Source organism: Hydrogenophaga sp. T66, assembly GCF_057219855.1.
This window is the reverse complement of record NZ_JBXVVX010000002.1, coordinates 672,838-697,049: the sequence shown is the minus strand read 5'-3', so window position 1 is coordinate 697,049 and position 24,212 is coordinate 672,838. Positions and strand designations below refer to the sequence as shown.

The following is a 24,212-nucleotide window of genomic DNA, read 5'->3' as shown; positions in this document are numbered from 1 at the left end:
AGCCACGCCATGGTCTGGTTCAACACGGTGCCTTCGCCGGGCCATCACGCCCGCTGGGGCCTGACCACGGCCATCGCGATCTCGGGCTGCCTGGTCACCCTCGCCGGCGCCTTTCTCGCCAGCGACCGCGCGCACAGCCTGGCGCGCCAGGCGTTTGAGCGCAAGAGCGAGCAACTGGCCACCGAGGTGACGCGCCGGCTCACCCTGCCCAGCGCCGGGCTGCGCGGCGCCCGCGGTGCCTTTGTGGCCAGCGAGCGTGTCGATTACCGGGAGTTCATCACCCTGATCGGGTCGCTCGATCTCGCCAGCGAGTTTCCCGGTGTGCGCGGCTTTGGCTGGATCGAGCCGGTGCGCCGCGGGGACGTGGCCCGGCTGCTGGCAGACATGCGCGCCGAGGGGCAGCCACCCTTTGAATTCCGGGAGTCGCCCGACAACCGCAACGACCTGCTGTACGTGGTGCGGTACATGGAGCCGTACGCGCTCAACCCCAACTCGGTCGGTATTGATGCCGGCAGTGTGCCCGCCGCGCGCGCGGCGATCGAGCAGGCGATCGACCAGAACCGCCCCGTGTTGTCATCGCCGATCACGCTGCAGCGCGGCAGCCAGAGCCTGCCCAGCCTGATCATGTTCCTGCCGGTGTACCAGGGCAGCGATCCGATGCGGATCGACGCCCGGCGGGCCGCGGTGGCCGGCTTGCTGGTGGCCCCGCTGGTGCTGCGCGACCTGTTGGTGGATGTGCCGGCGGCGGCCGACGATCAGGTCACGTTTCAGCTGTACGCGGGCCACGAGGCGCCCGACGAGGCGGCCTGGATCGCCGGTTTCCACGCCCACGGCGGCGGCGAAGGCATCGCCATGACCCGCGAAGCGCGCCTGCCCGACCCGGGGCGCTTCACCCGCTCGCTGCGGCTGGATGTGTACGGCCAGCCGTTCACGCTGGTGGCCAGCACGACGCCGCTGTTCGACCGCAGCACCGCGTCCAACACCCCGTGGATCGTGCTCGTGCTGGGCCTGCTGCTGACCGGGGGTCTGAGCGCGATGGCCTGGCAGGGCACGCGCGCCCGGGAGCGCGCCGAAGCCATGGCCCGGTCGATGACGGCCGATCTGGAACGGCTGGCGGTGGTGGCCCGCCGCACCTCCAACGCGGTGGTCATCACCGACACCGAGCGGCGCATCACCTGGGTCAACGAAGGCTTCGAGCGGATCACCGGCTTCACCGCCGCCGAGGTGCTGGGACGCAACCCGGGCCACATCCTGCAGTTCGACCAGACCGACCAGAAGGAAGTGGACCGCCTTCGGGAGGCGCTGCGGTCTGGCGCGTCGTTTCAGGGCGAGCTGCTCAACCGCGCCAAGGACGGCACCGAATACTGGATCGAGCTGGAGATCCAGCCGCTGCTCGACGAGTCCGGCACCCGCATCGGCTTCATGGCCATCGAGTCCGACATCAGCGACCGCAAGCGCAGCGAACGGCTGGTGGCCGACTACACCGAGCGCTTCCGGCTGGCCAGTGCCGCGGCGCGCATGGGCGTGTGGGAGATGGACCTGCAGCACGGCGAGGCGCTGTGGGATTCGCGCACCTGGGAGCTGTACGGCGCGCGGCCCGGCGACGGCGACGAGGTGGACATCTTCACCCGGCGGGTCAGCGCCGACGACCGCCACCGGATCACCCAGGCGGTGAAGGCGGCGGTGAACGGCGACGGCATCTGCACGATCGAGTTCGCGGTGGACCTGCCCGATGGCAGCCAGCGCCAGCTGCTGGCCGCGGCCCACGTGGTGCGCGGCGACAACGGCGAAGCCGCGCGGCTGGTCGGTGTGCTGATCGACACCACCGAGCGCCACCGCAGCGAGGAGGCACTGCGCGCCAGCCAGTCGTTCCTCGACCAGACCGGGCGCATCGGCGGCATCGGCGGCTGGGAGCTCAACCTCTCCACCCAGGCCATCCGCTGGACCGACCAGACCTGCCGCATCCACGACGTCGAGCCCGGTCATCAGCCCACGCTGGCCGACGGCATCGCGTACTACGAACCCGAGGCCCGCCCGCTGATCGAGTCGGCGGTGCAGCGCGCCATCGACCACGGCGAACCGTTCGACCTCGAACTGCCGTTCGTCACGGCCAAAGGGCGCTCCCTGTGGGTGCGTGCGGTGGGCGAACGCGACGACCGCGATCCGGCCAACCCGCGCCTGATTGGCGCCATCCAGGACGTCACCGCCCGCCGCGCGGCCGAAGAAGAGGCCCGCCGCGCCAGCGCGATGATGATCAGCGCGCTGGAGGTCACCGGGGCCGGTCTGGTGATCTTCGACCCGGACGACCGGCTCGTGTACTGCAACGACCGCTACCGCGGGATGTACAAGGACATCGCCCATGTGCTGCAGCCCGGCGTCGACTTCGAGACCGTGGCGCGGGCGAGCCTGACCTTCAGCGAACCGCCGGAGGCCGCGGGCCGCCACGAAGACTGGCTGCGCGACCGGCTGCGCATGCACCGCGAGGGCGGCGACTGGGAGCGGCGCCTGCCGGATGGCACGGTGCTGCGCGTGGTGGAGCGGCCGCTGCCCGACGGCCACGTGGTGAGTTTCCGCTTCGACATCACCGAGGTCGTGCGCTCGGCGGAGGCCGCGCAGGCCGCCTCGCGCGCCAAGAGCCAGTTCCTGGCCAACATGAGCCACGAGATCCGCACGCCCATGAACGCGATCCTGGGCATGCTGGCGCTGCTGCAGCGCACCGGGCTGAATGACCGCCAGCTCGATTACGCGCGCAACACCGAAGCCGCGGCGCGCTCGCTGCTCGGCCTGCTCAACGATATCCTCGATTTCTCCAAGGTGGAGGCCGGCAAGCTCACCCTGGACGAACATCCCTTTGAGATCGATCGGCTGTTGCGTGAGCTGGCGGTGCTGATGTCGGCCAGCGTCGGCGACAAGGACATCGAGGTGTTGTACGACCTCGATCCCGCGCTGCCCGACACCGTCATCGGCGATCCGCTGCGGCTGCGGCAGATCCTGGTCAACCTCGCCGGCAACGCCATCAAGTTCACGGACCACGGCGAGGTGGTGCTGGCCATCCGCGTCGAGCCCGGCGCACCGGCCGGCCACACGCGACTGGCGCTGTCGGTGCGCGACACCGGCATCGGCATCGCGCCGGAAAACCAGGCCCGCATCTTCCAGGGCTTCACGCAAGCCGAGGCATCCACCACGCGCCGCTTCGGCGGCACCGGGCTGGGGCTGGCCATCAGCCAGCGGCTGGTGGCGCTCATGGGCAGCGAACTCACCCTGCAAAGCGAACTGGGCAAAGGCACCTGCTTCCGCTTCACCCTCGACCTGCCCACGCCCCAGGCCGGCACCGTCGATCTCGCGCCCGCCCGCCTGCTGCCGGGTGCGCGTGTGATGGTGGTGGACGACAACGATCTGGCGCGCAGCGCCATGGTCTCCATGGCCCGGGCCAACGGCTGGCGCACCGAGGAGGCGCGCAGCGGCGCGCAGGCGCTGGCCCTGCTCGCGCAGGCGCTGCACGACGGCCATGTCTACGAAGCCGTCTTCCTCGATTGGCGCATGCCGGTGCTCGACGGTCTGCAGGTCGCCACGCGCATCCGCCAGTCCGCGCTGCGCGCCGCCGCCGCGGCGGTGGTCATGGTGACCGCTCACGCCCGCGACTGGCACAACCACGCCGAAAGCGGCACCGGCGACCTGCTCGACGGCTACCTCGTCAAGCCCGTCACCGCCTCGCTTCTGGCCGATGCGCTGCGCAGCGCGCGGGCGCGCCACCAGCCGCCGGCCCTGCCCGCGCCCGTGCCGGCCTCCGCGCACGCCAGCGCCCCGGCCGGCGCCCTGCCGCTGGCCGGCGTGACGCTGCTGCTGGTGGAAGACAACGAGATGAACCGCCTGGTTGCCACCGAGTTGCTGCGCGAGCAGGGCGCGCGGGTGGAGGAGGCGGTCAACGGTCAGGAAGCGGTCGATCGGCTGCGCGCCGAGCCGCGGCGGTTTGATGCCGTGCTGATGGACCTGCAGATGCCGGTGATGGACGGCCTGAGCGCCACGCGCGCCATCCGCGACGCGCTGGGCCTGACCGCGCTGCCGATCGTGGCCATGACCGCCAACGCCATGGCCAGCGACCGCGACGCCTGTCTGGCCGGCGGCATGAACGACCACGTCGGCAAGCCCTTCGACCTGGACCAGCTGGTGGCGGTGTTGCAGCGCTGGACCGGCCGCGACACCGCACCCGGGACGCCGGTGGCGGCCGCGCCGGTGGCCGATGCGCGGGCCATCGACGTCACCGCCGCCCTGCGCCGCCTCGGCGGCAACCGGGGCACCTACCGGCGGCTGCTCACCCGCTTCATCGATGAGCACGACCGCCTGCTCGTGGCCTTGAGCGCGGCCGTCGCGCACGGCGACGTCGCCACCGCCCTGCGCGAGGCCCACACCCTCAAGGGACTGGCTGGCATGCTGGGGGCCGCGGCCCTGGCCGAGCGGGCCGCCGCCGCCGAGCACGGCCTGCAGACCGATCCCCACAGCGACGCCACGCGCGACGCCCTGACCGCGCTGAAGGCCAGCACGGTCGAGCCGATGAAGGCCCTGCTCGCCCAGTTCGATGCCCAGGGGGCCGACGAGCCGACGCCCACCCGCACCCCGGCCGCGGCGCCGGTGGGCGGCCCGCTCGCGGGCATGCCCATCGTCGTCGTCGACGACAGCGACATCGCCCGCGAAATGGCCGAGCACGTCCTCACCCGGCTCGGGGCGGTGTGCACCGCCTTCGACCGCGCGGCCCCCGCGCTGGAGCACCTGCGCCGGCGCCTGCGGCCCGCGGCGGTGCTCATGGACATCCAGATGCCCGAGATCGACGGTCTGGAGGCCACCCGGCGCCTGCGCGACGACCCCCGGCTGGGCAACCTGCCGGTGGTGGGTCTGAGCGCGACCACCGACGCCGGACAACAGGCCCGCGCGCGCGACGCCGGGATGTCCGCCCTGCTGCCCAAGCCGCTGGAGGCCGATGCGCTGCTGGCGGTGCTGCGCCGCTGGCTGCCGATCGACCTGCCGGCAGCGCCCGCGCCGGGCGCCCCGGCCGTGCCCGCGCCGTCGCAGACCGCCGTGTTCGACGCCGAGCGCGCCCTGGCGCGCGTGGGCCACGACGAGGCTTTCCTGCGCCGGGCGCTGCAGCGCCTGCTCGACGAATTCGGCGGCATGGCCCACGAGCCGCCGCCGTCGGTCACCGGCGACGCGCGGCAGGCCGCGGCGCGGCTGCACAAGCTCAAAGGCATCGCCCTGTCGCTGGAGGCCGGCGAGGTGGCGCAACACGCGGCCGGCCTCGAACTGGCCTTGTCCGATGGCGCCCCCGCCGAGGGCCTGGTCGTGGCCGAATGGCGCGCGCTGGGCGCCGCGCTCCAGCGGCTGCGCGACCACGTCGGCCGCCTGCCCGACGCCCCCACGCCCGCGGCCAGCGGCCCGGCCGACGAACCGTTGGCCCCGGCCGACCTCACCACGCTGTGCCGCCTGCTGCGCGCGCAGGACCTCGATGCGCTGGCGCTGCACGCGCGCCTGCAGGCGGGCCTGAACCACCGGCTTGGCACGGACGAAGCCGCCGCCATCGCCCAGCTGATCGACGGTCTGCGCTTCGAAGACGCCGCCCAGCGGCTTGAAGCGTCGGCCGCGGTCCTGCTCGGCTGACGCGCGGTGGGGGCCCGGTGCGGTGGGACGCTCTCCCCCAAATACCCCCAGCCGTGTCGCGGCCATGGGGGACGAGCCATGCCGGCGGCTTGTAACTTCCTGTTCACTTCGCCCCATCCATGAACGCCGCCGTGTCCGCCCTTGATGCCCCCGCCGCGCCGACCGACCCGCGGGCGGCGGCGGTGGCCGGCAGCGGGGTGATGGACAGCCCGCGCACCCCCGCGTTCGACGCCCTGTGCGCCACCGTGGCGGCCGCGCTCGGCGCCGAGGTGGCCCTGGTGTCGCTGCTCGACGATCGCCGCCAGTGGTTCAAGGCCGCCCACGGCACCGACCTCGTCGAAACCCCGGTGGGCTGGTCTTTTTGCCGCCACGCCCTGGCCACGCCGCAGCAGCTGCTCGCTGTGGAGGACGCCCTCGCCGACCCCCGGGTGTGCCACAGCCCGCTGGTCACCGGCCCGCCGGGTATCCGCGCCTACCTTGGCGCGCCCCTGACCAGCCGGCAGGGCGTGGTCTTCGGCACGCTCTGCGTCATCGACACCCACCCACGGCCCTTCACCCCCGCACAGCGCGACCTGATGCGCGCCTTCGGCCGGCTGGCGGCGGCCCTCCTGGACGAAGCCATCGACACCGCCGACCGCGAACGCGCCGACCGCGAGCGCTCGCTCACGCAACAGCGCGCGATGGCGCTGATGCTGACCCACGGCCTGGACCCGAAGGCCTACATCGGCCCCGACCGCTGCTACGGCTACGCCAACCTGGCCTTCCTGGACTACCTGGGCCTGCCGCTGGAGGGGCTGGTCGGGCGCGCGGCCGACGCGGCCCTGCCCGGCCACGACCTGCCCCGGCTCGTCGGCGAGCGGCTCGGCGACGCCCTCGGGGGTCAGCCGGTGCACCTGCGTCAGCGCCTGCGCGGCGCCGACGGCGAGTCGCGCTGGACCGAGGTGTCCCTGCTGCCGGCGGCGCCGGCGGGCGGCGTGGTGTTGCGCCTGCGCGACGTCCACGAGCTGGTCCACGCCCATGACGCCCTCGTCGAGCGCAACCTGCAGCAGCAGCAATTCATCCAGGTCCTGGCCCACGACGTGCGCGAACCCCTGCGCACCATCAACGCCTTCCTCGACCTCGCCCTGCAAAACCCGGATCTGCCGCCGGCCGAGGCCGAACTCGTGCAATTCCTGCAGCGCGCCCAGCGCGGCGGCCGCCGCCTGTCCCACCTGGTCGGCGGGCTGCTGGACTACCTCAAGGCCGATGGCCGGTCGGTCGACCTGGCGCCCTTGTGCCTGGCCGGGTTGCTGGAAGAGGTGCGCGAGGACCTGGAGGCCCTGGTCCGCGGCACCGGCGGCGCCATCGATGGCGAACTGCCCGTGGCGGTGCTGGGCCACGGCGTGTGGCTGCGCGTGTGTCTGCAGAACCTCATCGTCAACGCCCTGAAGTACAGCCGCCCCGGCGTGCCACCCCGGGTGCGCGTGAGCGCGCGCACCGACGGCGCCGCGGTGGTGGTCGACATTGAGGACAACGGCTGCGGCGTGCCCGCCGCGCAGGCCGAGGCCATCTTCCAGCCCTTCGTGCGGCTGCCGGGCCACCAGCCCATCGACGGCGCCGGACTCGGCCTGAGCCTGTGCCGGCGCATCGCCCGGCTGCACGGCGGCACCCTGGAGCTGGCCCACAGCGGCCCCCAGGGCAGCCTGTTCCGCCTGCGGCTCACCCGCGCCGAGGGCGGTCTGCCGCCGCATTCAAGTTCGGCGCACCACGGCCGATAAACCGATCAAGGCGCACAGCGCCGACACCGGCGGCGAGCGGGCCACGCGCGCCGCCTTCGCGCATGGCCGCCTTTCGCGCCGGAGTCCCGATGCATGCCTCCCTCCGCTTCGCCGTGGCCGCCTGCCTGTTGGAGGCGGGTGCGACCGCGACCGCCGCCGAGGCGCCCGCGTTTGGCCCGGGGTGCAGCCGCGCGCAGGCGGGCCAGCTCGTACTCTGGCTCACGCCCGATTGCGTCGCCGCGCTCTCCACGCCGGCCGGGCGCCGCGCCCTGGGCGACAAGGTCCAGCGCCGCACCGCGGAATACGCCGCCCAGCGCGAGCGCCTGAGCGCGCCGCCGCCCCCGCGCAGCACCGCGTGGGCCGCACCCGGCTCCAGCGCCCGCGCGTTGCGCGACCTGTCGCAACGGGCCAGCCGGGACGGACGGATGGTGGCCGCCGGTGGGGCCGGGGGCTCGGCCGCCAGCGCGCCGCCGCCCACGCGCCAGCAGCCCATTGATCCCCACGCGCCGACCCAGCCGGTCACCCGCGCCACCGCCGTGCCCGCTGCCGGGCCGACCGCGCCCGGCGCCGCGCCCGACATCGGCTGGACCAGCCGTGGCGCCCTGCCGGCGCCATGACCGCGTCGCCACGCCGGGTTTCACCCCCCATCCACAATCGTCTTCGACCTCCCCGCCCGATCGGTGGCGGGGCGGCCGCCCGCCTGGTATGAACGTCCCTCTGCCCGCCAACGAGTCCGAGCGCCTGCGCGCGCTGCGTGCCCTGAACATCCTGGACACGCTGCCGCACCGCGTGTTCGACCACGTCACCGAGCTGGCCGCCGCCATCTGCGGCACGCCCATCGCGCTGCTCTCGCTGGTGGACACCGACCGGCAGTGGTTCAAGGCCCGCCTCGGTCTGGCGGTCAGCGAAACCGCGCGCGACGCCGCCTTCTGCGCCCACACCATCCTCGACCAGCGCCGCGTGCTCGTGGTGCCCGATGCGCGCACCGACGACCGCTTTGCCGACCTCCCGCTGGTGCGCGACGAGGGCTTCACCTTCTACGCCGGCGCGCCCATCGTCACCCCCGACGGCCACGCGCTGGGCGCCGTCTGCGTGCTCGACCGGCGCAGCCGCCAGCTCAGCGAGGGTCAGGTGGAGCAGCTGCGCCACCTCGCGGCGCTGGCAATGGACCTCATCGCCAACGAGTCCGTGCGCCGCACCGAAGCCCGGCTGATCCTCGATCAGGTGCAGCGCAACGAGCAGGTCATCCGGGACGTGCTGGACCAGGGCCACGACATGGCGGCCTACCTCGACCGCGAACACCGCTTTCTCTTCGTCAACCCGGCGTTCGAGGCGCACTGGGGCCTGCCGCGCGACGCCATCGTGGGCATGCACCTGCACGAACTGGTCGGGCGTCGCCTCTACGACGACACCCTCGCACCGGCGCTCAACCGCGCGCTGGCCGGCGAGTCCTCATCGGTGGCCTACGACCACGACTTCCCCGGCGCCGGTCCGCGCAGCATGGAGGTTCGCTACGTGCCGGCGCGCGGCGACGACGGCGCGGTGCGCGGCGTCGTCGAGCGCCACCGCGACGTGACCGACCTGCGTCACCAGGCCGATGAGTTGCGCGGCGCGCTGGCCGACCTGCAGCGCAGCGAAGCCATCCGCCGCAAATTCCTGCAGGCGCTCTCCCACGACCTGCGCGAGCCGGTCAACGCGATCAACAACGCGGTCCCGGTCCTGCAGGACCGCGGCGTGACCGACCCGCTGGAGGCGCGCTGCCTCGACTACGTCGCCCGCGGCGGACGCCGCCTGGCGCGCCTGCTGGACGACCTGCGCCTGCTCGGCGAGCAGGACCTGCGGGGCTGGTCGCTGCGGCCGGTGCCGCTGGCCCCGCTGTGGCACGACGCGGTGCAGGGCCTGGCCGACGAACTGGGCGGTCGCGACGTGGTCGTGGACGTCCCGCCCGCCCTCGTCGTGCGGGCCGATCCCGCCATGCTCACGCTGGCCCTGCGCGCTATCCTGCTGCACGCCCACCGCGCATCGCGCTTCCGGCGAACACCGCTGGCGGTGCTGGCGCAACCGGGCGGCCCCGACGTGTTGTGCCGGGTGCTGGACCAGGAGCGCGCCGAGCCGCTGCCCGACCCCGCGGCACTGCGCGCGCGGGCCGCGGCCTGCGCCGGTGACCGCGCGTTCGAGGGCCTCACGCTGGCCACCGCCGCGCACGTGGTGCGTGGCCACGGCGGCCTGCTGGCCTACGAACACGACCATGGCCGTGTGCAGCGGTTTTTGCTGGCCCTGCCCGCCGGGGACGACCATGCCGCTTGAGCGCTTTGTCCTCATCGACGACAACGAGGCGGACAACTTCTTCCACCGCCTGGCCATCGAGCGCGCCGGCTTCACCGGCGAAATCCTGGTGTTTGAGCGCCCGCAGGACGGTCTGGCCTTCCTGGTGGACGACGGCATCTCGCGGTCCACCTGCGTGCTGCTGGACATCAACATGCCCCAGATGTCGGGCTTCGATGTCGCGCGGGCCCTCACCGCCGCGCTGCGCCCGCGGGCGCCACTGGCGGTGCACCTGCTCAGCTCGTCCGACTGGCGCGAGGACCGCGCCCGCGCTGCCGAGATCCCGCTGATCTCGCAGTACCGCGTCAAGCCGCTGCGGACCCCCGAGGTGCAGGCGCTGCTGGCCGCCTGGCCCTGAGCGTCAGCCGCCGGCCGCCGGCCCCGGCGTCAGTGCCGGCGCGGCCGAAGCCGGCAGTCCGGTGAGGGGCAGCCCGGAGTGGTCTTTCAGGCCCACGCCGGTGAGCCCCAGCCGCCGCCCCTCGCGCACCAGCCAGGCCAGCCGGCGCGCGGCGGTCAGCGGGTCCTGCCCCGCCGGCCGCACGTTGGAGATGCAATTGCGCTGCGCATCGCTGCAGCCCACGCGCGGTGCGTGGGTGAGGTAGATGCCCACGCTGTCGGGTGAGCTCAGGCCCGGTCGCTCGCCCACGAGCATCGCGACCATGCCCGCGCCCAGCCGCTCGCCCACCTCGTCGCCCACCGCCACCCGCGCCTCGCGCACGATGACCAGCGGTCCGAGCCGCAAGGCGGGGTCCAGCGCTTCGCGCAGCGCGGCCAGCAGCGCGGGGGCGTGCCGCTGGATGCCCAGCGGCGACAGGCCGTCGCCCACCACCAGCACCAGGTCGGGGGCGGTCTCGGGCGCTTGCAGCGCCTCGGCATCGGCGAGGCTCAGGCGACGGCCCAGGTCGGGGCGCAGCAGGTATTCGTGGCGGCTGCCGGCGCGGCTGCGCAGGACCCGCACTTCGGCCCAACCCTGGGCCTGCACCTCCGCCACCAGGGCGTCGGTGTCCAGCGGCAGGTGGATGGCGTCGCGGGCCTGAGCATGGGCCAGGGAGAACGCCAGCACCTCCCGGGTGGTGGCGCTCACGCCGCTGCGCCCCAGGCCGATGCGGGCCGGGGTGTAGCGGCGCAGGTGGGCCCAGGGGTCGTCGCCGGTCGCCGGCTCGGCGGGCAGATCGGCCGGGCGGTCGGGCGGCTCGCTCATGCCGCGGGCAGGCTCAGGTGATCGGCGGCCGACCGCCAGGCGTGGGCGGCGGGCAGCAGGCGGCCGCTGGGGTCGGTGATCTCCATCGACCGCAACCAGGCCTCAAACTCGGGCGCGCGCTTCAGGCCCAGGAGCTCGCGCAGCACCAGCGCGTCATGAAACGAGGTGCTCTGGTAGTTCAGCATGACATCGTCCGCGCCCGGCACACCGATGAGGAAATTCAACCCGGCGCTGGCCAGCAGCACCATCAGGTTGTCCATGTCGTTCTGGTCGGCCTCGGCGTGGTTGGTGTAGCAGATGTCGCAGCCCATGGGCAGGCCCAGCAGCTTGCCGCAGAAATGGTCCTCCAGCCCGGCGCGGGTGATCTGCTTGCCATCGAACAGGTACTCCGGGCCGATGAAGCCGACGACGGTGTTGACCAGCAAGGGGCGGTAGCGCCGCGCCACCGCGTAAGCGCGTGCTTCGCAGGTCTGCTGGTCCACGCCGTGGTGGGCGTTGGCCGACAGCGCGCTGCCTTGGCCGGTCTCGAAGTACATGACGTTCTGTCCGACCGTACCGCGCGCCAGCGACTGGGCCATAGCGTGGGCTTCATCGAGCAGGGCGAGGTCGATGCCGAAGGAGCGGTTGGTGCCTTCCGTGCCGGCGATCGACTGGAACACGAGATCGACGGGCGCGCCCAGCTCGATGGCGCGCATGGTGTTGGTCACGTGGGTCAGCACGCAGCTCTGCGTCGGGATGCCGCGTTCGATCACGTCGGCCAGCACATGGTTCAGGCGCACCAGGTCGGGCACGCTGTCGGACACCGGGTTGATGCCGACCACCGCGTCGCCGGCGCCGTGCATCAGCCCGTCGATCAGGCTGGCCACGATGCCCGCCGGGTCGTCGGTGGGATGGTTGGGTTGCAGGCGCACGGACAGGTGGCCGCGCAGGCCCTGCGTATTGCGAAAGCGCGTGACGACCTCGCAGCGCCGCGCCACCAGCATCAGGTCCTGGTTGCGCATGAGCTTGCTGACCGCCGCCACCATCTCCGGCGTGAGCCCGGGCGCGAGCGCAGCCAGCGCCCGCGGCGTGGCGCGCTCCGACAGCAGCCAGTCGCGAAAGCCGCCCACCGTGAGATGGCTCACCGGCGCGAAGGCCGCGGTGTCGTGGCTGTCGATGATCAGCCGAGTGACCTCGTCATCCTCGTAGGGCACCAGCGCTTCCTGCAGGAAATGCGCCAGTGGCACATCGGCCAGCACCCACCGCGCGGCAATGCGTTCCTGCTCGGTGGCGGCCGCCAGCCCGGCCAGCGCGTCGCCCGAGCGCAGCGGCGTGGCCTTGGCCATCACCTCGCGCAGGCTGCCGAAGCGGTGCGTCTGTGCGCCCAGGGTGGCGTGGAGTTTCACTTGGCCGTGCCCAGCATTTCGTCGGCGGGGGCGGCTTCGCGCTGCGCGGTCGTCAGCGCGAAGTACACCCAGGCCAGCGCCATCAGGCCCAGGAAGAGGCCGGTGATGACCGGGTTGAAATACACCAGCGCGGCCAGGCACACGAGGCCGAACACCAGCGCGATCGCCGGCAGCACCGGGTACATCGGTGCGCGGTAGGGCCGGTGCAGCCCGGGTTCGGTGGCGCGCAGCTTGAAGAGGGAAGCCATGGAGACGATATACATCACCAGCGCGCCAAGCACCGCCATGGTGACGATGTTGGCGGTCAGCGGTTGACCGCCGATGGTGATGAACTGGTCGCTGAACACCGCGATCACGCCCACCACACCACCGCCGATCAGAGCGCGCACGGGCGTCTTGAAGCGCGGGTGCACCTGCGCGAAGTAGGCCGGCAGGTAGCCCGCGCGGGCCAGCGCGTACATCTGGCGCGAGTAGCCCAGGATGATCCCGTGGAACGAGGCGACCAGGCCAAACAGACCGATCCACACCAGCATGTGCAGCCAGCCGCTGTTGTCGCCCACGACCATCTTCATCGCCTGCGGCAGTGGGTCGTTGATGTTGGAGAGCTGCTTCCAGTCGCCCACGCCGCCGGCCATGATCATGACGAGGAAGGCCAGCGCCACCAGGGTGAGGATGCCGGTGATGTAGGCGATCGGGATGGTGCGTTTCGGGTCCTTCGCCTCTTCGGCGGCCATGGCCGCGCCCTCGATGGCGAGAAAGAACCAGATCGCGAACGGGATGGACGCGAAGATGCCGGCCCAGGTGGCCATCGTGAAGGTGCTCTCGCCCGCCCAGCCGTTGGCCACGAAATTCGCCATCGACCAGCCCGGCGCCACCACGCCGGCGAACACCAGCAGTTCCACCACCGCCAGCAGCGTCACCACCAGCTCGAACATCGCCGCGATGCCCACGCCCAGGGCGTTGAGCGTGATGAAGATGACGTAGGCCGCCAGCGCCACGATTTTCGGGTCGAGCACCGGGTACTGCACGTTGAGGTACGCCCCGATGGCCAGCGAGATCGCCGGCGGCGCAAACACAAACTCCACCAGCGTGGCGTAGCCCGCAATGAAGCCGCCCGTGGGGCCAAAGGCACGCCGCGCGTACGCGAACGGCCCGCCGGCGTGAGGGATGGAGGTCGACAGCTCGGTGAAGCTGAAGATGAAGCTGGTGTACATCACCGCCACGAAGGCGGTAGCGACCAGGAAACCCAGCGTGCCGGCGCTGGCCCAGCCGTAGGACCAGCCGAAGTATTCGCCCGAGATCACCAGCCCGACGGCGATGCCCCACAGGGAGAAGGCACCGAGCACCGGTTTGAGGTCGCGTGACACCGTGGAAGAAGTGGTTGACATGGAATTGCACCCGCAAAGCGCCTGAAACGGCTCAGGCAGCCAGGCCGCGGATGGTGCGCCGCGCCGGTGCGCCGGCGGTATCCCGATTCGGCAAGCGCCCCGCCGCGGGGCGTTTTTTTCCGATTCGGGATAGCCGCAGCGGGTTTTCCGCAGGACGGCGGCGTGGCACGAAACTTGATACTTCTGCCTTCCCGACGTTTCCTGCCTCCCGACGGTGCCACCGACCGCTTCGCCCCTTGCCGAGTTCCGCGTGAAGCGCACGTCGGAAGTGCATGTGCACGCGACCAACCTGGCCGCGTGGGAGCAACGCTACGAGCAGACCTCCCACGGGCGCTTTGACGGCGTGGTGCGCGAGCTTGTGGATGGCGACATTCAGGTCTTTGAGGAAGAAGCCAGCTGTGCCACCAGCCAGCACTGCCAGCCCTGGCCCGGCGGCGTGTGGATCGGGCTGGCGGTGCCGGAAGCGGCGCCGGGGCTGCGCTTCATGGGTCGCCCGGCCCACGGCATGCAGCTCATGCTGGCCAGCGGCGAGCAGCCCTTTGACCTGCAGGTACCCGCCGGCCACGGGCTGTACGGCATGGTGTTTCACCGCGATCGGCTGGCGCGCCACCTGCAAGACCTCCACCACCGCGACTGGCCGCAGGCCGCGGCGTTGGGGCCCAGCGTGCAGCCGCTGAGCCCTTTGCAGCGCCTGCGCCTGGTGGGCATGGTGCGTGAGGTGCTGCGCTCGCTGCAGGCCGAGCCCGGCGTGTTGCGTCACGAAGCCAGCCGCACCGCGCTGCGCGACATGCTTCTGTCGGTGCTGGCCGACACGCTGGCGCCCGACACGGTGAGCGAGGCGGCCCCCGCGGCGCTGCGGCGCCGTCAGGAACTGGTCGAGCGCGCGCGCGACCTGGTGTTCGCCCAGCCGCACCAGCCGCCGCGCGTGGAGCAGCTGTGCGTGCAGCTGCACGTCACCCGGCGCACGCTGCAAAACTGTTTTCAGGACGTGCTGGGCATGAGTCCGGCCACCTACCTGCGCACGGTGCGGCTCAACGCGGTGCGCCGCGCGCTGCGCGAAGACCCGGCGCCCGACACCATTGCCGACATCGCCGCGCGCTGGGGTTTCTGGCACATGGGCCACTTTTCCCACGACTACAAGGCCCTGTTCGGCGAGACGCCGTCGCAGACCCGCGCCGCGCGTTGAGCGTTGAGGTCGGACCCGTCGCGGAATAACCGGAGCGGTCACCGGGCCGTTGCGCGGTCGGCTCCGGCCCGCGCGTCGCTGCGGAACAATCCGCCGCCATGCGCCAGCGCCCCCTTGTCCACGTCTTTCTCGCCACCAGCCTCGACGGTTACATCGCCGGACCCGATGACGACCTCGAATGGCTGCTCCCTTTCAGCAGCGATCCGCCCGAGCGCACCGGCTACAGCGCCCTGATGGCCCGCGTCGATGCGCTGGTCATGGGTCGCCGCACCTTCGATGCGGTGCTCGACTTCGATCCGTGGCCCTACCCCGACCACCGCGTCGTGGTGATGAGCCACCGGCCGATTGAGGACGAGCGCGCGCAGCGCGCGCCCGAGACCGCGCTCGCCGACCTGCTGCAGCGCCTGCACGCCGAGGGCGTGCGCGAGGTGTATCTGGACGGCGGCCAGATCGTGCGCCAGGGGCTGGCCGCCGGTCTGGTGGACACGCTCACCCTGTCGGTGGCGCCGGTGTTGCTGGGCGAGGGCGTGCCGCTGTTTGGCCCGGGTCTCGGCGGCGGCTGGGCCGCCGACAGCGCCGAGGTGCTGCCCAGCGGTCTGGTGCAGACCCGCTACCGCCGGCGCTGCGGCGGTTGACGCCGCTGGGCGCCGTGGCCGCCGGCAAAGCCCGCGGCCGGCACCGGTCGCTGCGACGTGGCCACAATGCCGCGTGAGCACCCCATCCGCCCCAATAACCGTCAGCACCGTCAGCACTGGCACCGCTGCCATCGCGGATACCGCCCCTGCCGCAGAACTCCCCCTGCTGCTCGCTGGCCCGGTCGTGCGCCGGCTGGAATCGCAGCGCCTGGTCCTCTGGGTGGCCACCGCGCGCCCGGTGCGCTGCCGCCTGCGCCTGGAGGCGCCCGACGGCACCATCGACCTGGCGCCCGGCGCCGACCAGGGCACCATCCTGCAGGCCGGCGAGCGCCTGTTCCATCACCTCATCGACCTCGCGCTGCCGCGCGCCTTGCCCGAGGGCCAGTGGGTGGGCTACCGCTTGCTGGCCGAGGAGGCGGGCGAGACCATCGATCTCACCGGCCCCGACAGCGGCCTGTGCTACCCCGGCCGTGACAGCCCCGGCGTGGTGTTCCAGCCCCGGGTGCGCGCGCTGCTGCACGGCTCCTGCCGCAAGCCCCACCACACCGGCGGCGGCGACGGGCTGGCCGAGGCCGATGCGCGCCTCGCCGCTCTGCTGGCCCGCGGCGAGCCCTGGCCGGCCCTGCTCGTGCTCTCCGGCGACCAGATCTACGCCGACGACGTGGCCGGCCCGATGCTGCGCGCCATCCACGCCCTGATCCCGCGACTCGGCCTGCCCGCCGAGCCGCTGCCCGCGGCCGAACTGACCGGGCTGGCCGACAGCGCGGCCCTGTACCGCCACCCGCGCGGTTACTACCGCCGCGAGACCCTGCTGCCGCGCCACGCGGCCAACGCCGGCCTGATCGACCTGTTGTTCGGCGGCGTGGCCAAGCCGGTGTTCACCACCGACAGCGCCCACAACCATCTCATCACCCTGGCCGAGGTGCTGGCCATGTACCTGCTGGTGTGGTCGCCCGTGCCGTGGGCCGGGCTCGACCTGTCGCCGCCGCCCGGCCTGCGCCCGGCCGAGGCCCGGCGCTACGCCCGTGAACGCGCCGCGATCGAGTCCTTCGTCGGCGGGCTGGGCGCGGCGCGCCGCCTGCTGGCCCACCTGCCGGTGGCCATGATCTTCGACGACCACGACATCACCGACGACTGGAACCTCAGCGCCGAGTGGGAGCAGGTCGCGCAGGCGCATCCGTTCTCCCGCCGCGTGATCGGCAACGCCCTGCTCGGTTACCTGATCCACCAGGGCTGGGGCAACCGGCCCGAGGCCTTCCCGCCCGACCTGCTGGCGGCCGCCCAGCGCGCGCTCGCGGCGCCGGGCAGCTCCGCCCACGACGACTGCCTGGAACGGCTGCGTCGTTTCGACCAGTGGCATTACGTCTGGCCCACCGCGCCGGCGCTGGTGGTGCTCGACAGCCGCACCCACCGCTGGCATTCCGAGGTCTCGCCCCGCCAGCCTTCGGGCCTGATGGACTGGGAGGGCCTGACCGATCTGCAGCAGGCGCTGGTCGGTCGGGAGTCGGTCTTGCTGGTGTCGTCGGCGCCGATCTTTGGTGTCAAGCTGATCGAGACGCTGCAGCACGTGTTCAGCTGGCTGGGGCGGCCGCTGATGGTGGACGCGGAGAACTGGATGGGCCACGCCGGCGCGGCCACCGCCATCCTCAACATCTTCCGCCATCCGCGCACGCCGAAGCACTTTGTGGTGTTGTCGGGCGACGTGCACTACTCCTTCGTGTACGACGTGCGCCTGCGGCCGCGCCGCGTCCACCGCGGCCCGGGGCCGGCGATCTGGCAGGTCTGCTCCAGCGGCCTGCGCAACGCCTTCCCGGACCGCCTGCTCGCCGCCCTTGATCACCTCAACCGCTGGCTCTACGCGCCGCGCTCGCCGCTGAACTGGTTCACCCGGCGCCGCGCCATGCGCGTGGTGCCGCGCAAGCCGGTGGGCACACCGCACGGCCGTCGTCTGCTCAATGGCGCGGGCGTCGGCTGGGTGGCACTGGACGACGAGGGCCGGCCGGTGCGCATCGAGCAGTGGCTCGCCGGCGGCGACGCGATCGCCTTTGTGCCGCGCGAGGCCGAGGCGCGCTGGGACTGAGGGCCGGCGGGGACAGCGGGTCTCAGCGGCCCGCGCCGTTCTTGGGCGGCGTGCGGTAGCGCCGTCGCCGCGCCAGGCGGTCGATCGCGGCCAGCAGCTCGTCGCCGGTGTTGGGCTTGTCGATGAGTTCGGTGATGCCGGCGGCGGCCGCGTCGCGCCGCAGCTCGGCGCTGATGTAGCCTGAGGTGATGGCCACCTCGCGGCCGGGGCGCGCGTCGCGCAGCGCCCGCGCCAGCGCCAGCCCGTCCATGCCGGGCATGGAGAAATCGGTGATCGCCAGGTCGTAGCCGACCTGCCCGCTCTGCACCGCCTCCAGCGCGGCGCGTGGCTCGCTGAACACGAACGCCTGGTAGCCCGCGCGCTGCAGCAGCCGGCGCATCAGGTCCACGATGAGCGGGTCATCGTCGACGTAAAGCACGGTGATGGCGTGGGGGCCGCTGGGCTGCCACGGCTGGCTGTCGGGCCCGAGGGTGCTTCCCGTGTCGGCGTGCTGCGAGTCGGCCGCGCGGAAGTACAGCGAGAACGTGGTGCCCTCGCCGGGCACGCTGTGCACCCGCACCGCGGCCTGGTGGTCGCGCAGGATGCCGTGGACCACCGCCAGCCCGAGGCCGGTGCCTTCGCCCGGGGCCTTGGTCGTGAAGAAGGGCTCAAACAGCCGCGCCAGCGTGTCGGCGTCCATGCCGCAGCCGTCGTCGCCCACCGTCAGGCAGAGGTTGACGGCGGGCCACGCATCGTCCGGCACCCCGGCGTCCAGCCGCAGGTCGGCGTCGCGCGGTGGCGGCCCCGCGTGGGGCGCCAGGCGGATCGTCAGCCGGCCCTTGGAGCGGTCGGGCATGGCCTGCCAGGCGTTGGTGCACAGGTTCATCAGCACCTGGTGCAGCTGGGTGGGATCGCCCAGCAGCAGCGGCGTGTCGGGCGCGCAGGTCACGTCCAGCACCACACCGCGCGGGATCGTCGCGCGCAGCAGGTTGGCCGATTCCTCCACCACGTCGGCCAGCGCCACCACTCGGCGCTGCAGCGTCTGGCCGCGGCTGAACGACAGGATGCGTTGCACCATGTCGCGCGCCCGCTGGCCCGCCTTGGTGATTTCGCCCAGGCTTTGCAGCACCAGCGGGCTGTCCTGGGCGTCTTCCTGCGCCAGCCGGGCGTTGCCCAGGATGGCCGCCAGCACGTTGTTGAAGTCGTGTGCGATGCCGCCGGCCAGCGTGCCCAGGGCTTCGAGTTTCTGCGACTGCCGCAGCTGGGCTTGCAAGGTCAGGCGCTGCGCCTCGGCGCGGTGGCGGTCGGTGAGGTCAAAGTCCACGCAGTAGATCTCGATCCCGCGGTCCGGGTGCTCGGTGATGATTTCGTTGCATTGCACCTGCACCGCCGAGCCGTCCTTGCGGTTGAGCCACTGCACGCCGGTGTTGAGCGTGGTGCGGCCATCGTGCGTGTGCTGGAAGTTGCGGTCGAAGGCCGCGCGCAGCGCCGGCGGGATGATCAGCTCCAGGATGCTGCGCCCGATGGCTTCGGCCGCGGTGTAGCCGTACAGGCGCTCCGAGCCTTCGTTCCAGTAGCGCACGATCAGGTCGGGGCCGTACATCTGCACCGCGATGCTGGGCACGCTGTCGAAAATGCGGCGGAAGCGGTCGTCGCTGGCCTGTTCCAGTTCCCGGGCGCGCACGCTGTCGGTGACGTCGTGGACGAACACCGTCCAGATCACGCTGCCATCGTCCTGCACGCGGGGCTTGCCGGTGCCGCGCAGCCATTTGTCGCGGCCCCGCGCGTCCCGGATGCGCCACTCATGGGCCCAGGGACGGCGGTAGGTCGTCGCTTCCCGAAACACGGCCCGCACGCCCTGTCGCTGGTCGCGCGAGGCCATGGCCCAGATCAGCGACTCGTTCGCCAGCACCTGCGAGGCCGGCAGCCCCCACACGTCCTGCGCGGCCTCGCTCACATACACCAGCCGCGAGCGGCCGCTGCCCAGCGTGTGGTAGCGCAAGAGCACGCCCGGCACGAGCTGCGACAGCTCATCGAGCTGGGACAGCTCCGCCAGGGCGCTGGCGTTGAGTCGGCGGGTCTCCACGCGGGGGTCCGTTGTCGATCGGGCGGGATGAAGTGTCGCTAAATGTAGGGTCATCACACCACCTCGCGCCAGCCCCCCCGCACGCCGCTGGGTTGTTCTCAGGCCCCGCCCGACACGCGGAACACCGACACCGCCTTCACCAGCTCGTCGGCCTGGGTTTTCAGGCCGGTGGTGGCGGCCGCCATTTCCTCCACGAGCGCGGCGTTCTGCTGGGTGGTTTCATCGATCTGGGTGACCGCGTCCCCCACCTGACGCACGCCCGACGCCTGCTCCTGGCTGGAGCCGCTGATGTCGGCCACCAGCTGGCTCACCCGTTGGATCGACGCCACGACGCCGGTCATCGCCTCGCCCGCGCGGTCCACCAGCGCCGTGCCCTGCTCCACGCGGTCCACGCTGGTGCCGATCAGGCCCTTGATCTCTTTGGCCGCCTGCGCGCTGCGCTGCGCGAGGTTGCGCACCTCGCCAGCCACCACCGCAAAGCCGCGGCCCTGTTCGCCCGCGCGCGCGGCTTCCACCGCGGCGTTGAGCGCCAGGATGTTGGTCTGGAAGGCAATCCCGTCGATCACGCCGATGATGTCGCCGATGCGGCGCGCGGACTCGTGGATGCCCTTCATCGTCTGCACCACCTCGCCGAACAGCTCGCCGCCCTGCACGGCCTCGCTGCTGGCCTGGCGCGCCAGCTCGCTGGCCTGCTGCGCGGCCTGGGCGTTCTGGTTCACCGTGCCGCCGAGTTCCTGCATGCTGGCCGCGGTCTGCTGCAGCGCGCTGGCCTGGCTCTCGGTGCGCGCGGACAGGTCGTGGTTGCCCTGGGCGATCTCCGCGCTGGCCGACGCCACGCCTTCGGCGCTCGTTCGCACCTGCGAAACCACGCCCGCGAGCTGCGCCTGCATGCGACCCAGCGCGACCAGCAGGTCCGCCAGTTCGTCACGCCCGCGCGCTTCCACCCGGCGCGTGAGATCGCCGCCGGCGATGGCCTGGGCGAGCGACACCGCCTCGCGCACCGGGCGCGTGACCGTGCCCGGCAGCCAGGCGATCAGCGCCACGCCCACCGCGAGGATCACCACCAGCGCGGCCACCATCGCCACCTCCGCGCTCACCACCTTGCCCAGCGCCTTGCGCGCGGCGTCGGCGGTGCCGTCGAGGTTGAACTTCAGGATGGTGTTCATCTGGTCGTAGGCGGCGCGGAACGCCTTCGGACCTTCGGTGGAAAACGTGGTGGCCGCGTTGGCGCTCTGCAGCGCGGCATCGGCCAGCCGCAGGTAGGCGTCGCGGCTGGACTGGTAGTCGGCGTACAGCTTCTTCTCGGCGATGCCTTGCGCCGAGCCGGGCTCGTAGGTGTCGAGCGTGGCGGCGTAGATGGTGGTGGCCTTGGCGAGGTCGGCCTCGATGACGCCGAGACGCTGGCGCACGGCGTCGGTGCTGTCACCGAGCCGCCCGGCGAGGTGGTCGCCCACCAGCAGGTAATGCTCGGCCAGGTGGCCCTTCATGTGGCCCAGGTTCTCGATGGCGGGAATCCAGGAATTGGCGACCTCGCCAGTCTCGTACTTGATGACCTTGTTTTGCCAGAGTGCCTGGCCGGCGCTGATGACGGCCAGCAGCAGGATCAGGCCAAGGCCGGCAGCGATGCGGGTGCGGATGCTGAAGCGGGTGAGGAACGACATGACAACTTTTCGGGCACGGGCGCCTCGTGGGCGCGGGTCGTTGTGATGTCGGCAGCCGCGGCGCGGGCTTGAGGGGCGCGTTCCGGTTGCACCATCCCGGTGCGGTCCGGGCCGTCGGGCCGTCGGGCCGGCGAGGTCAGGCCCCCGGCGGCCGCAGCTCGATCGTGGCGTGGGCGAGTTCGGGCAGGTCGCGCAGGGCGGCGCGGACCTCGTCGGCCGTGGTCTGCGGAGTCGCGGGCACCACGGTGAGCGCCCCCGCGTAGGCCTGCCGGCCCACGCGCCAGACATGCAGGTCAGTCACGCGGTGGCCCTGCGCCTCGACCGCGTGGCGCGCCGCGTCCACCACCGGGTGGTCCATCTCCCGGTCGAGCAACACGGTGGCCGTCTGGCCGATCAGCCCGCGCGCCCACAGCGCCACCAGCACGGCGCCCGCGATGCCCATCGCCGGGTCGAGCCAGGCCCAACCCAGCAGCCAGCCGCCCAGCAGGGCCACGATCGCCAGCACCGAGGTCGCCGCGTCCGTCACCACGTGGAGGTAGGCCGCCTTGAGGTTCAGGTCTTCGTGGTGGTGGTGATGATGGTGGTCATGGCCATGATGGTCGTGGCCGTGATGACCGTGGCCGCCCGCGCGGTGCAGGATGAGCGCACACACCAGGTTCACCACCAGGCCCAGCACCGCGACCGCGATGGCCTCGCGGTACCGGATGGGCTGCGGCTCGATCAGCCGCTCGACCGAGCCGGCCACCATGAGCCCGGCCACGCCCAGCAGCGCCACCGCGCTCGCAAACCCCGCGAGCACCTCGATCTTCCACGGACCAAAAGCGAAGCGCCGGTCGCGCGCCAGCCGCCGCGCCGCCGCGTAGGCCACGCTGGCCAGCCCGATGGCCAGCGCGTGCGACCCCATGTGCCAGCCATCGGCCAGCAGCGCCATGGAGTTGAACCACCAGCCCGCGCCGATCTCCAGCACCATCGTCGCCAGCGTGATCCACAGCACCGCGCGCGTGCCGCGCTCGGCCAGTGGGTTGCCTTCGTCGAAGCGCGCCACGTCGCAGACCCGACCGCCTGAAGGGCCAGGCGCTGCCGGCCGATGCCCGTGCCCGTGCCCGTGGTCGTGGTCGTGGTCGTGGTCGTGGTCGTGGTCGTGGTGGCCGTTCACGCCGGTCCCCCCGCGGTCAGGGCCTGCAGCGCCTCGGTTTCCGTGCGGTGCAGGCGCAGGTCATCGCCCGGCTCCAGGTGGCCGGCGCTGCGCCACACGCGCTCGACCGGCAGCTTCAGCCCGACCAGGTGGAGCGTGACGCCGCGCGCGCGCAGCTGCTGCCGCACGCGACCGAAGGCGTCGGCGCCGGTGGCGTCGGTCCAGTTCATCGGGTGCGCGATCAGCATCACGGCGCGGGTGTCGGGGTGGGCGGCGAGGTGGTCGGCGATGGCCCGCTCGAAGGCGGCGGCCGAGCCGAAGTCCAGCGCCGCGTCCATGCGCAGCGCGTACAGCGCCTCGGCCAGCGGCGGCAGTTGCCAGAGGTGGCGGTCGCGCAGGCTGCCGTCGGGGTGCAGGCCGACTTCGATGATGCGCGGGTGCAGGCGCAGGTAGAGGAAGTGCGCCAGCGACATCACCACGCCGGCCAGTACCCCCCAGTACAGGCGCGGCGCCGACAGGACCGTGACCGCCGCGGTGACCGCCGCGATGCTGGCCTCCACCCGCGACAGCCGCCACAGCCGCAGGAACGCCCGCGGCTGCAGCAGGCCTGCGACCGGCAGCACCACGATGGCCGCCAGCACGGCGCGCGGCACGGCGTGCAGCGCCGGCGTGAACAGCAGCAGCGCCACCAGCACCACCACCACGCTGGCCACGCCCGCCCAGCCGGTGCGGGCGCCGGCGTAGAGGTTGAGCGCCGAGCGGGAGAACGACGAACTGGTGGGGAAGGCGCCGCTGAAGCCGGACGCGAGTTTGGCCAGGCCCTGGCCGATCAGGTCCTGGTCCTGGTCCCAGCGTGCGCCGCGCTGGGCGCTGTCGACCTGCGCGCTGCTGGCCGTTTCCAGGAAGCTCACCAGCGTGATCACCAGCGTGGGCAGCAGGAGCTGGGCCAGCACGTCCCAGCCCGGCCAGCCCGGCCACACCAGCGCCGGCAGGCCCTGCGGCAGGTTGCCGATCACCGCGCCGCCCGCCGCTTCAAAGCCGGTGACGTGGCTGATCGCCGCGCCCGCCACCACCACCGCGAGCACCGCCGGTACCTTCGGCCCCAGCCGCCGCGCCAGCAGCAAGACCGCGATCGTCCCCAGCCCAAAAGCCGCGGCCGGCAGATGCCACGCCGCCGGGTCCAGCGCGCGGTCCCACGACGCCAGGCCCAGCAACGCGGGCAACTGCGAGGCGATGATCAGCACCGCCGCCGCCTGGGTGAAGGCCATCAGCACCGGCGCGTTCACCAGGTTGAGCAACCAGCCAAAGCGCACCAGTCCCAGCACCACCTGCAGCAGGCCGCTGAGCAGCGCCAGCCACATCGCCAACTGCACCCACTGGGCGCTGCCGGGGGCGGCCAGCCCGGTGAGCGACGCGCTCACCAGCAGGCAGGTCAGCGCCGTGGGGCCGACCGACAGGCGGGGCGAGGCGCTGAACAACACCGCGATCAGCGCCGGCAGCAGCGAGGCATAGATGCCGGTGATCAGCGGCATGCCGGCCAGCGCGGCGTAGGCCACGCCTTGCGGAATGATCATCAGCCCGACCGTCAGCCCGGCCAGCGCCTCCTGGCGCAGCAGTCCGGCGGAGGGGCGCGGCCAGTCGAGAAAAGGCAGGCGTCGGCGCAAGGCGGGGTGCATGGCCGAATGCTACGCCCTTCGAAAAAACCGGAACCACGCTCCGGGCGCGGCTGATGGCGCGGTTTGACC

At 72.4% G+C, this 24,212-nt stretch carries 15 protein-coding genes; 8 read left to right on the top strand and 7 right to left on the bottom strand.

What is annotated here, in order from left to right; translation table 11 throughout:
• The first annotated feature begins 9 nt into the window (after nucleotides 1-9).
• The 5 genes from AC2D80_RS12225 to AC2D80_RS12205 all read left to right on the top strand — a co-directional run bounded on the left by AC2D80_RS12225 (nucleotide 10) and on the right by AC2D80_RS12205 (nucleotide 10,089).
• Nucleotides 10-5,649 carry a response regulator gene (locus tag AC2D80_RS12225; protein ID WP_484633291.1) on the top strand — a complete coding sequence of 1,880 codons (5,640 nt, stop codon included), beginning with the start codon at nucleotides 10-12 and terminating at the stop codon, nucleotides 5,647-5,649.
• A gap of 119 nt (nucleotides 5,650-5,768) precedes the next feature.
• Nucleotides 5,769-7,406 (top strand): sensor histidine kinase, encoded by a 1,638-nt coding sequence (locus AC2D80_RS12220; RefSeq protein ID WP_484633290.1) that lies wholly within the window; start codon nucleotides 5,769-5,771, stop codon nucleotides 7,404-7,406.
• Nucleotides 7,407-7,495: 89 nt separating this feature from the next.
• Nucleotides 7,496-8,023: a hypothetical protein gene (locus tag AC2D80_RS12215; protein WP_484633289.1), complete on the top strand. Its 528-nt coding sequence runs from the start codon at nucleotides 7,496-7,498 to the stop codon at nucleotides 8,021-8,023.
• An 88-nt stretch (nucleotides 8,024-8,111) separates the two neighbouring features.
• Nucleotides 8,112-9,713, top strand: a complete 1,602-nt coding sequence (locus AC2D80_RS12210; protein ID WP_484633288.1) for a PAS domain-containing protein — start codon at nucleotides 8,112-8,114, stop codon at nucleotides 9,711-9,713.
• Nucleotides 9,703-10,089: a response regulator gene (locus tag AC2D80_RS12205; RefSeq protein WP_484633287.1), complete on the top strand. Its 387-nt coding sequence runs from the start codon at nucleotides 9,703-9,705 to the stop codon at nucleotides 10,087-10,089. Before AC2D80_RS12210 ends, AC2D80_RS12205 begins: the two co-directional genes overlap by 11 nt.
• Nucleotides 10,090-10,092: 3 nt before the next feature.
• Here the strand turns inward: AC2D80_RS12205 and eutC are convergent, their stop codons facing one another.
• Genes eutC through eat form a run of 3 tightly spaced genes read right to left on the bottom strand, consistent with a single transcriptional unit; the run spans nucleotide 10,093 to nucleotide 13,705 of the window.
• On the bottom strand, nucleotides 10,093-10,932 hold the full coding sequence (gene eutC / locus AC2D80_RS12200) for an ethanolamine ammonia-lyase subunit EutC (protein ID WP_484633286.1): 840 nt from the start codon (nucleotides 10,930-10,932) through the stop codon (nucleotides 10,093-10,095).
• Nucleotides 10,929-12,317 (bottom strand): ethanolamine ammonia-lyase subunit EutB, encoded by a 1,389-nt coding sequence (locus AC2D80_RS12195; RefSeq protein WP_484633285.1) that lies wholly within the window; start codon nucleotides 12,315-12,317, stop codon nucleotides 10,929-10,931. The genes eutC and AC2D80_RS12195 overlap by 4 nt, the downstream gene beginning before the upstream one ends.
• Nucleotides 12,314-13,705 carry an ethanolamine permease gene (eat, locus tag AC2D80_RS12190; RefSeq protein ID WP_484633284.1) on the bottom strand — a complete coding sequence of 464 codons (1,392 nt, stop codon included), beginning with the start codon at nucleotides 13,703-13,705 and terminating at the stop codon, nucleotides 12,314-12,316. The genes AC2D80_RS12195 and eat overlap by 4 nt, the downstream gene beginning before the upstream one ends.
• A gap of 250 nt (nucleotides 13,706-13,955) precedes the next feature.
• On the opposite strand from eat, the gene AC2D80_RS12185 reads away from it, so the two are divergent.
• From AC2D80_RS12185 to AC2D80_RS12175, 3 genes are all read left to right on the top strand, one after another.
• Nucleotides 13,956-14,891, top strand: a complete 936-nt coding sequence (locus tag AC2D80_RS12185; RefSeq protein ID WP_484633283.1) for a helix-turn-helix domain-containing protein — start codon at nucleotides 13,956-13,958, stop codon at nucleotides 14,889-14,891.
• Between the two features lie 98 nt (nucleotides 14,892-14,989).
• Nucleotides 14,990-15,526 carry a dihydrofolate reductase family protein gene (locus AC2D80_RS12180; protein ID WP_484633282.1) on the top strand — a complete coding sequence of 179 codons (537 nt, stop codon included), beginning with the start codon at nucleotides 14,990-14,992 and terminating at the stop codon, nucleotides 15,524-15,526.
• A 73-nt stretch (nucleotides 15,527-15,599) separates the two neighbouring features.
• On the top strand, nucleotides 15,600-17,606 hold the full coding sequence (locus tag AC2D80_RS12175; protein WP_484633281.1) for an alkaline phosphatase D family protein: 2,007 nt from the start codon (nucleotides 15,600-15,602) through the stop codon (nucleotides 17,604-17,606).
• 22 nt (nucleotides 17,607-17,628) lie between these two features.
• Here the strand turns inward: AC2D80_RS12175 and AC2D80_RS12170 are convergent, their stop codons facing one another.
• The 4 genes from AC2D80_RS12170 to AC2D80_RS12155 all read right to left on the bottom strand — a co-directional run bounded on the left by AC2D80_RS12170 (nucleotide 17,629) and on the right by AC2D80_RS12155 (nucleotide 24,143).
• Nucleotides 17,629-19,671, bottom strand: coding sequence for a hybrid sensor histidine kinase/response regulator (locus AC2D80_RS12170; protein ID WP_484633280.1), 2,043 nt, complete (start codon nucleotides 19,669-19,671; stop codon nucleotides 17,629-17,631).
• Between the two features lie 98 nt (nucleotides 19,672-19,769).
• Nucleotides 19,770-21,332 carry a methyl-accepting chemotaxis protein gene (locus AC2D80_RS12165; RefSeq protein ID WP_484633279.1) on the bottom strand — a complete coding sequence of 521 codons (1,563 nt, stop codon included), beginning with the start codon at nucleotides 21,330-21,332 and terminating at the stop codon, nucleotides 19,770-19,772.
• A 136-nt stretch (nucleotides 21,333-21,468) separates the two neighbouring features.
• Entirely contained in the window at nucleotides 21,469-22,377 is a 909-nt protein-coding gene (gene dmeF / locus AC2D80_RS12160) for a CDF family Co(II)/Ni(II) efflux transporter DmeF (protein ID WP_484633330.1), read from the bottom strand.
• A 107-nt stretch (nucleotides 22,378-22,484) separates the two neighbouring features.
• A complete protein-coding gene (locus tag AC2D80_RS12155; protein ID WP_484633278.1) occupies nucleotides 22,485-24,143 on the bottom strand; it encodes a SulP family inorganic anion transporter in 1,659 nt (552 codons plus the stop codon).
• Nucleotides 24,144-24,212 lie beyond the last annotated feature (69 nt).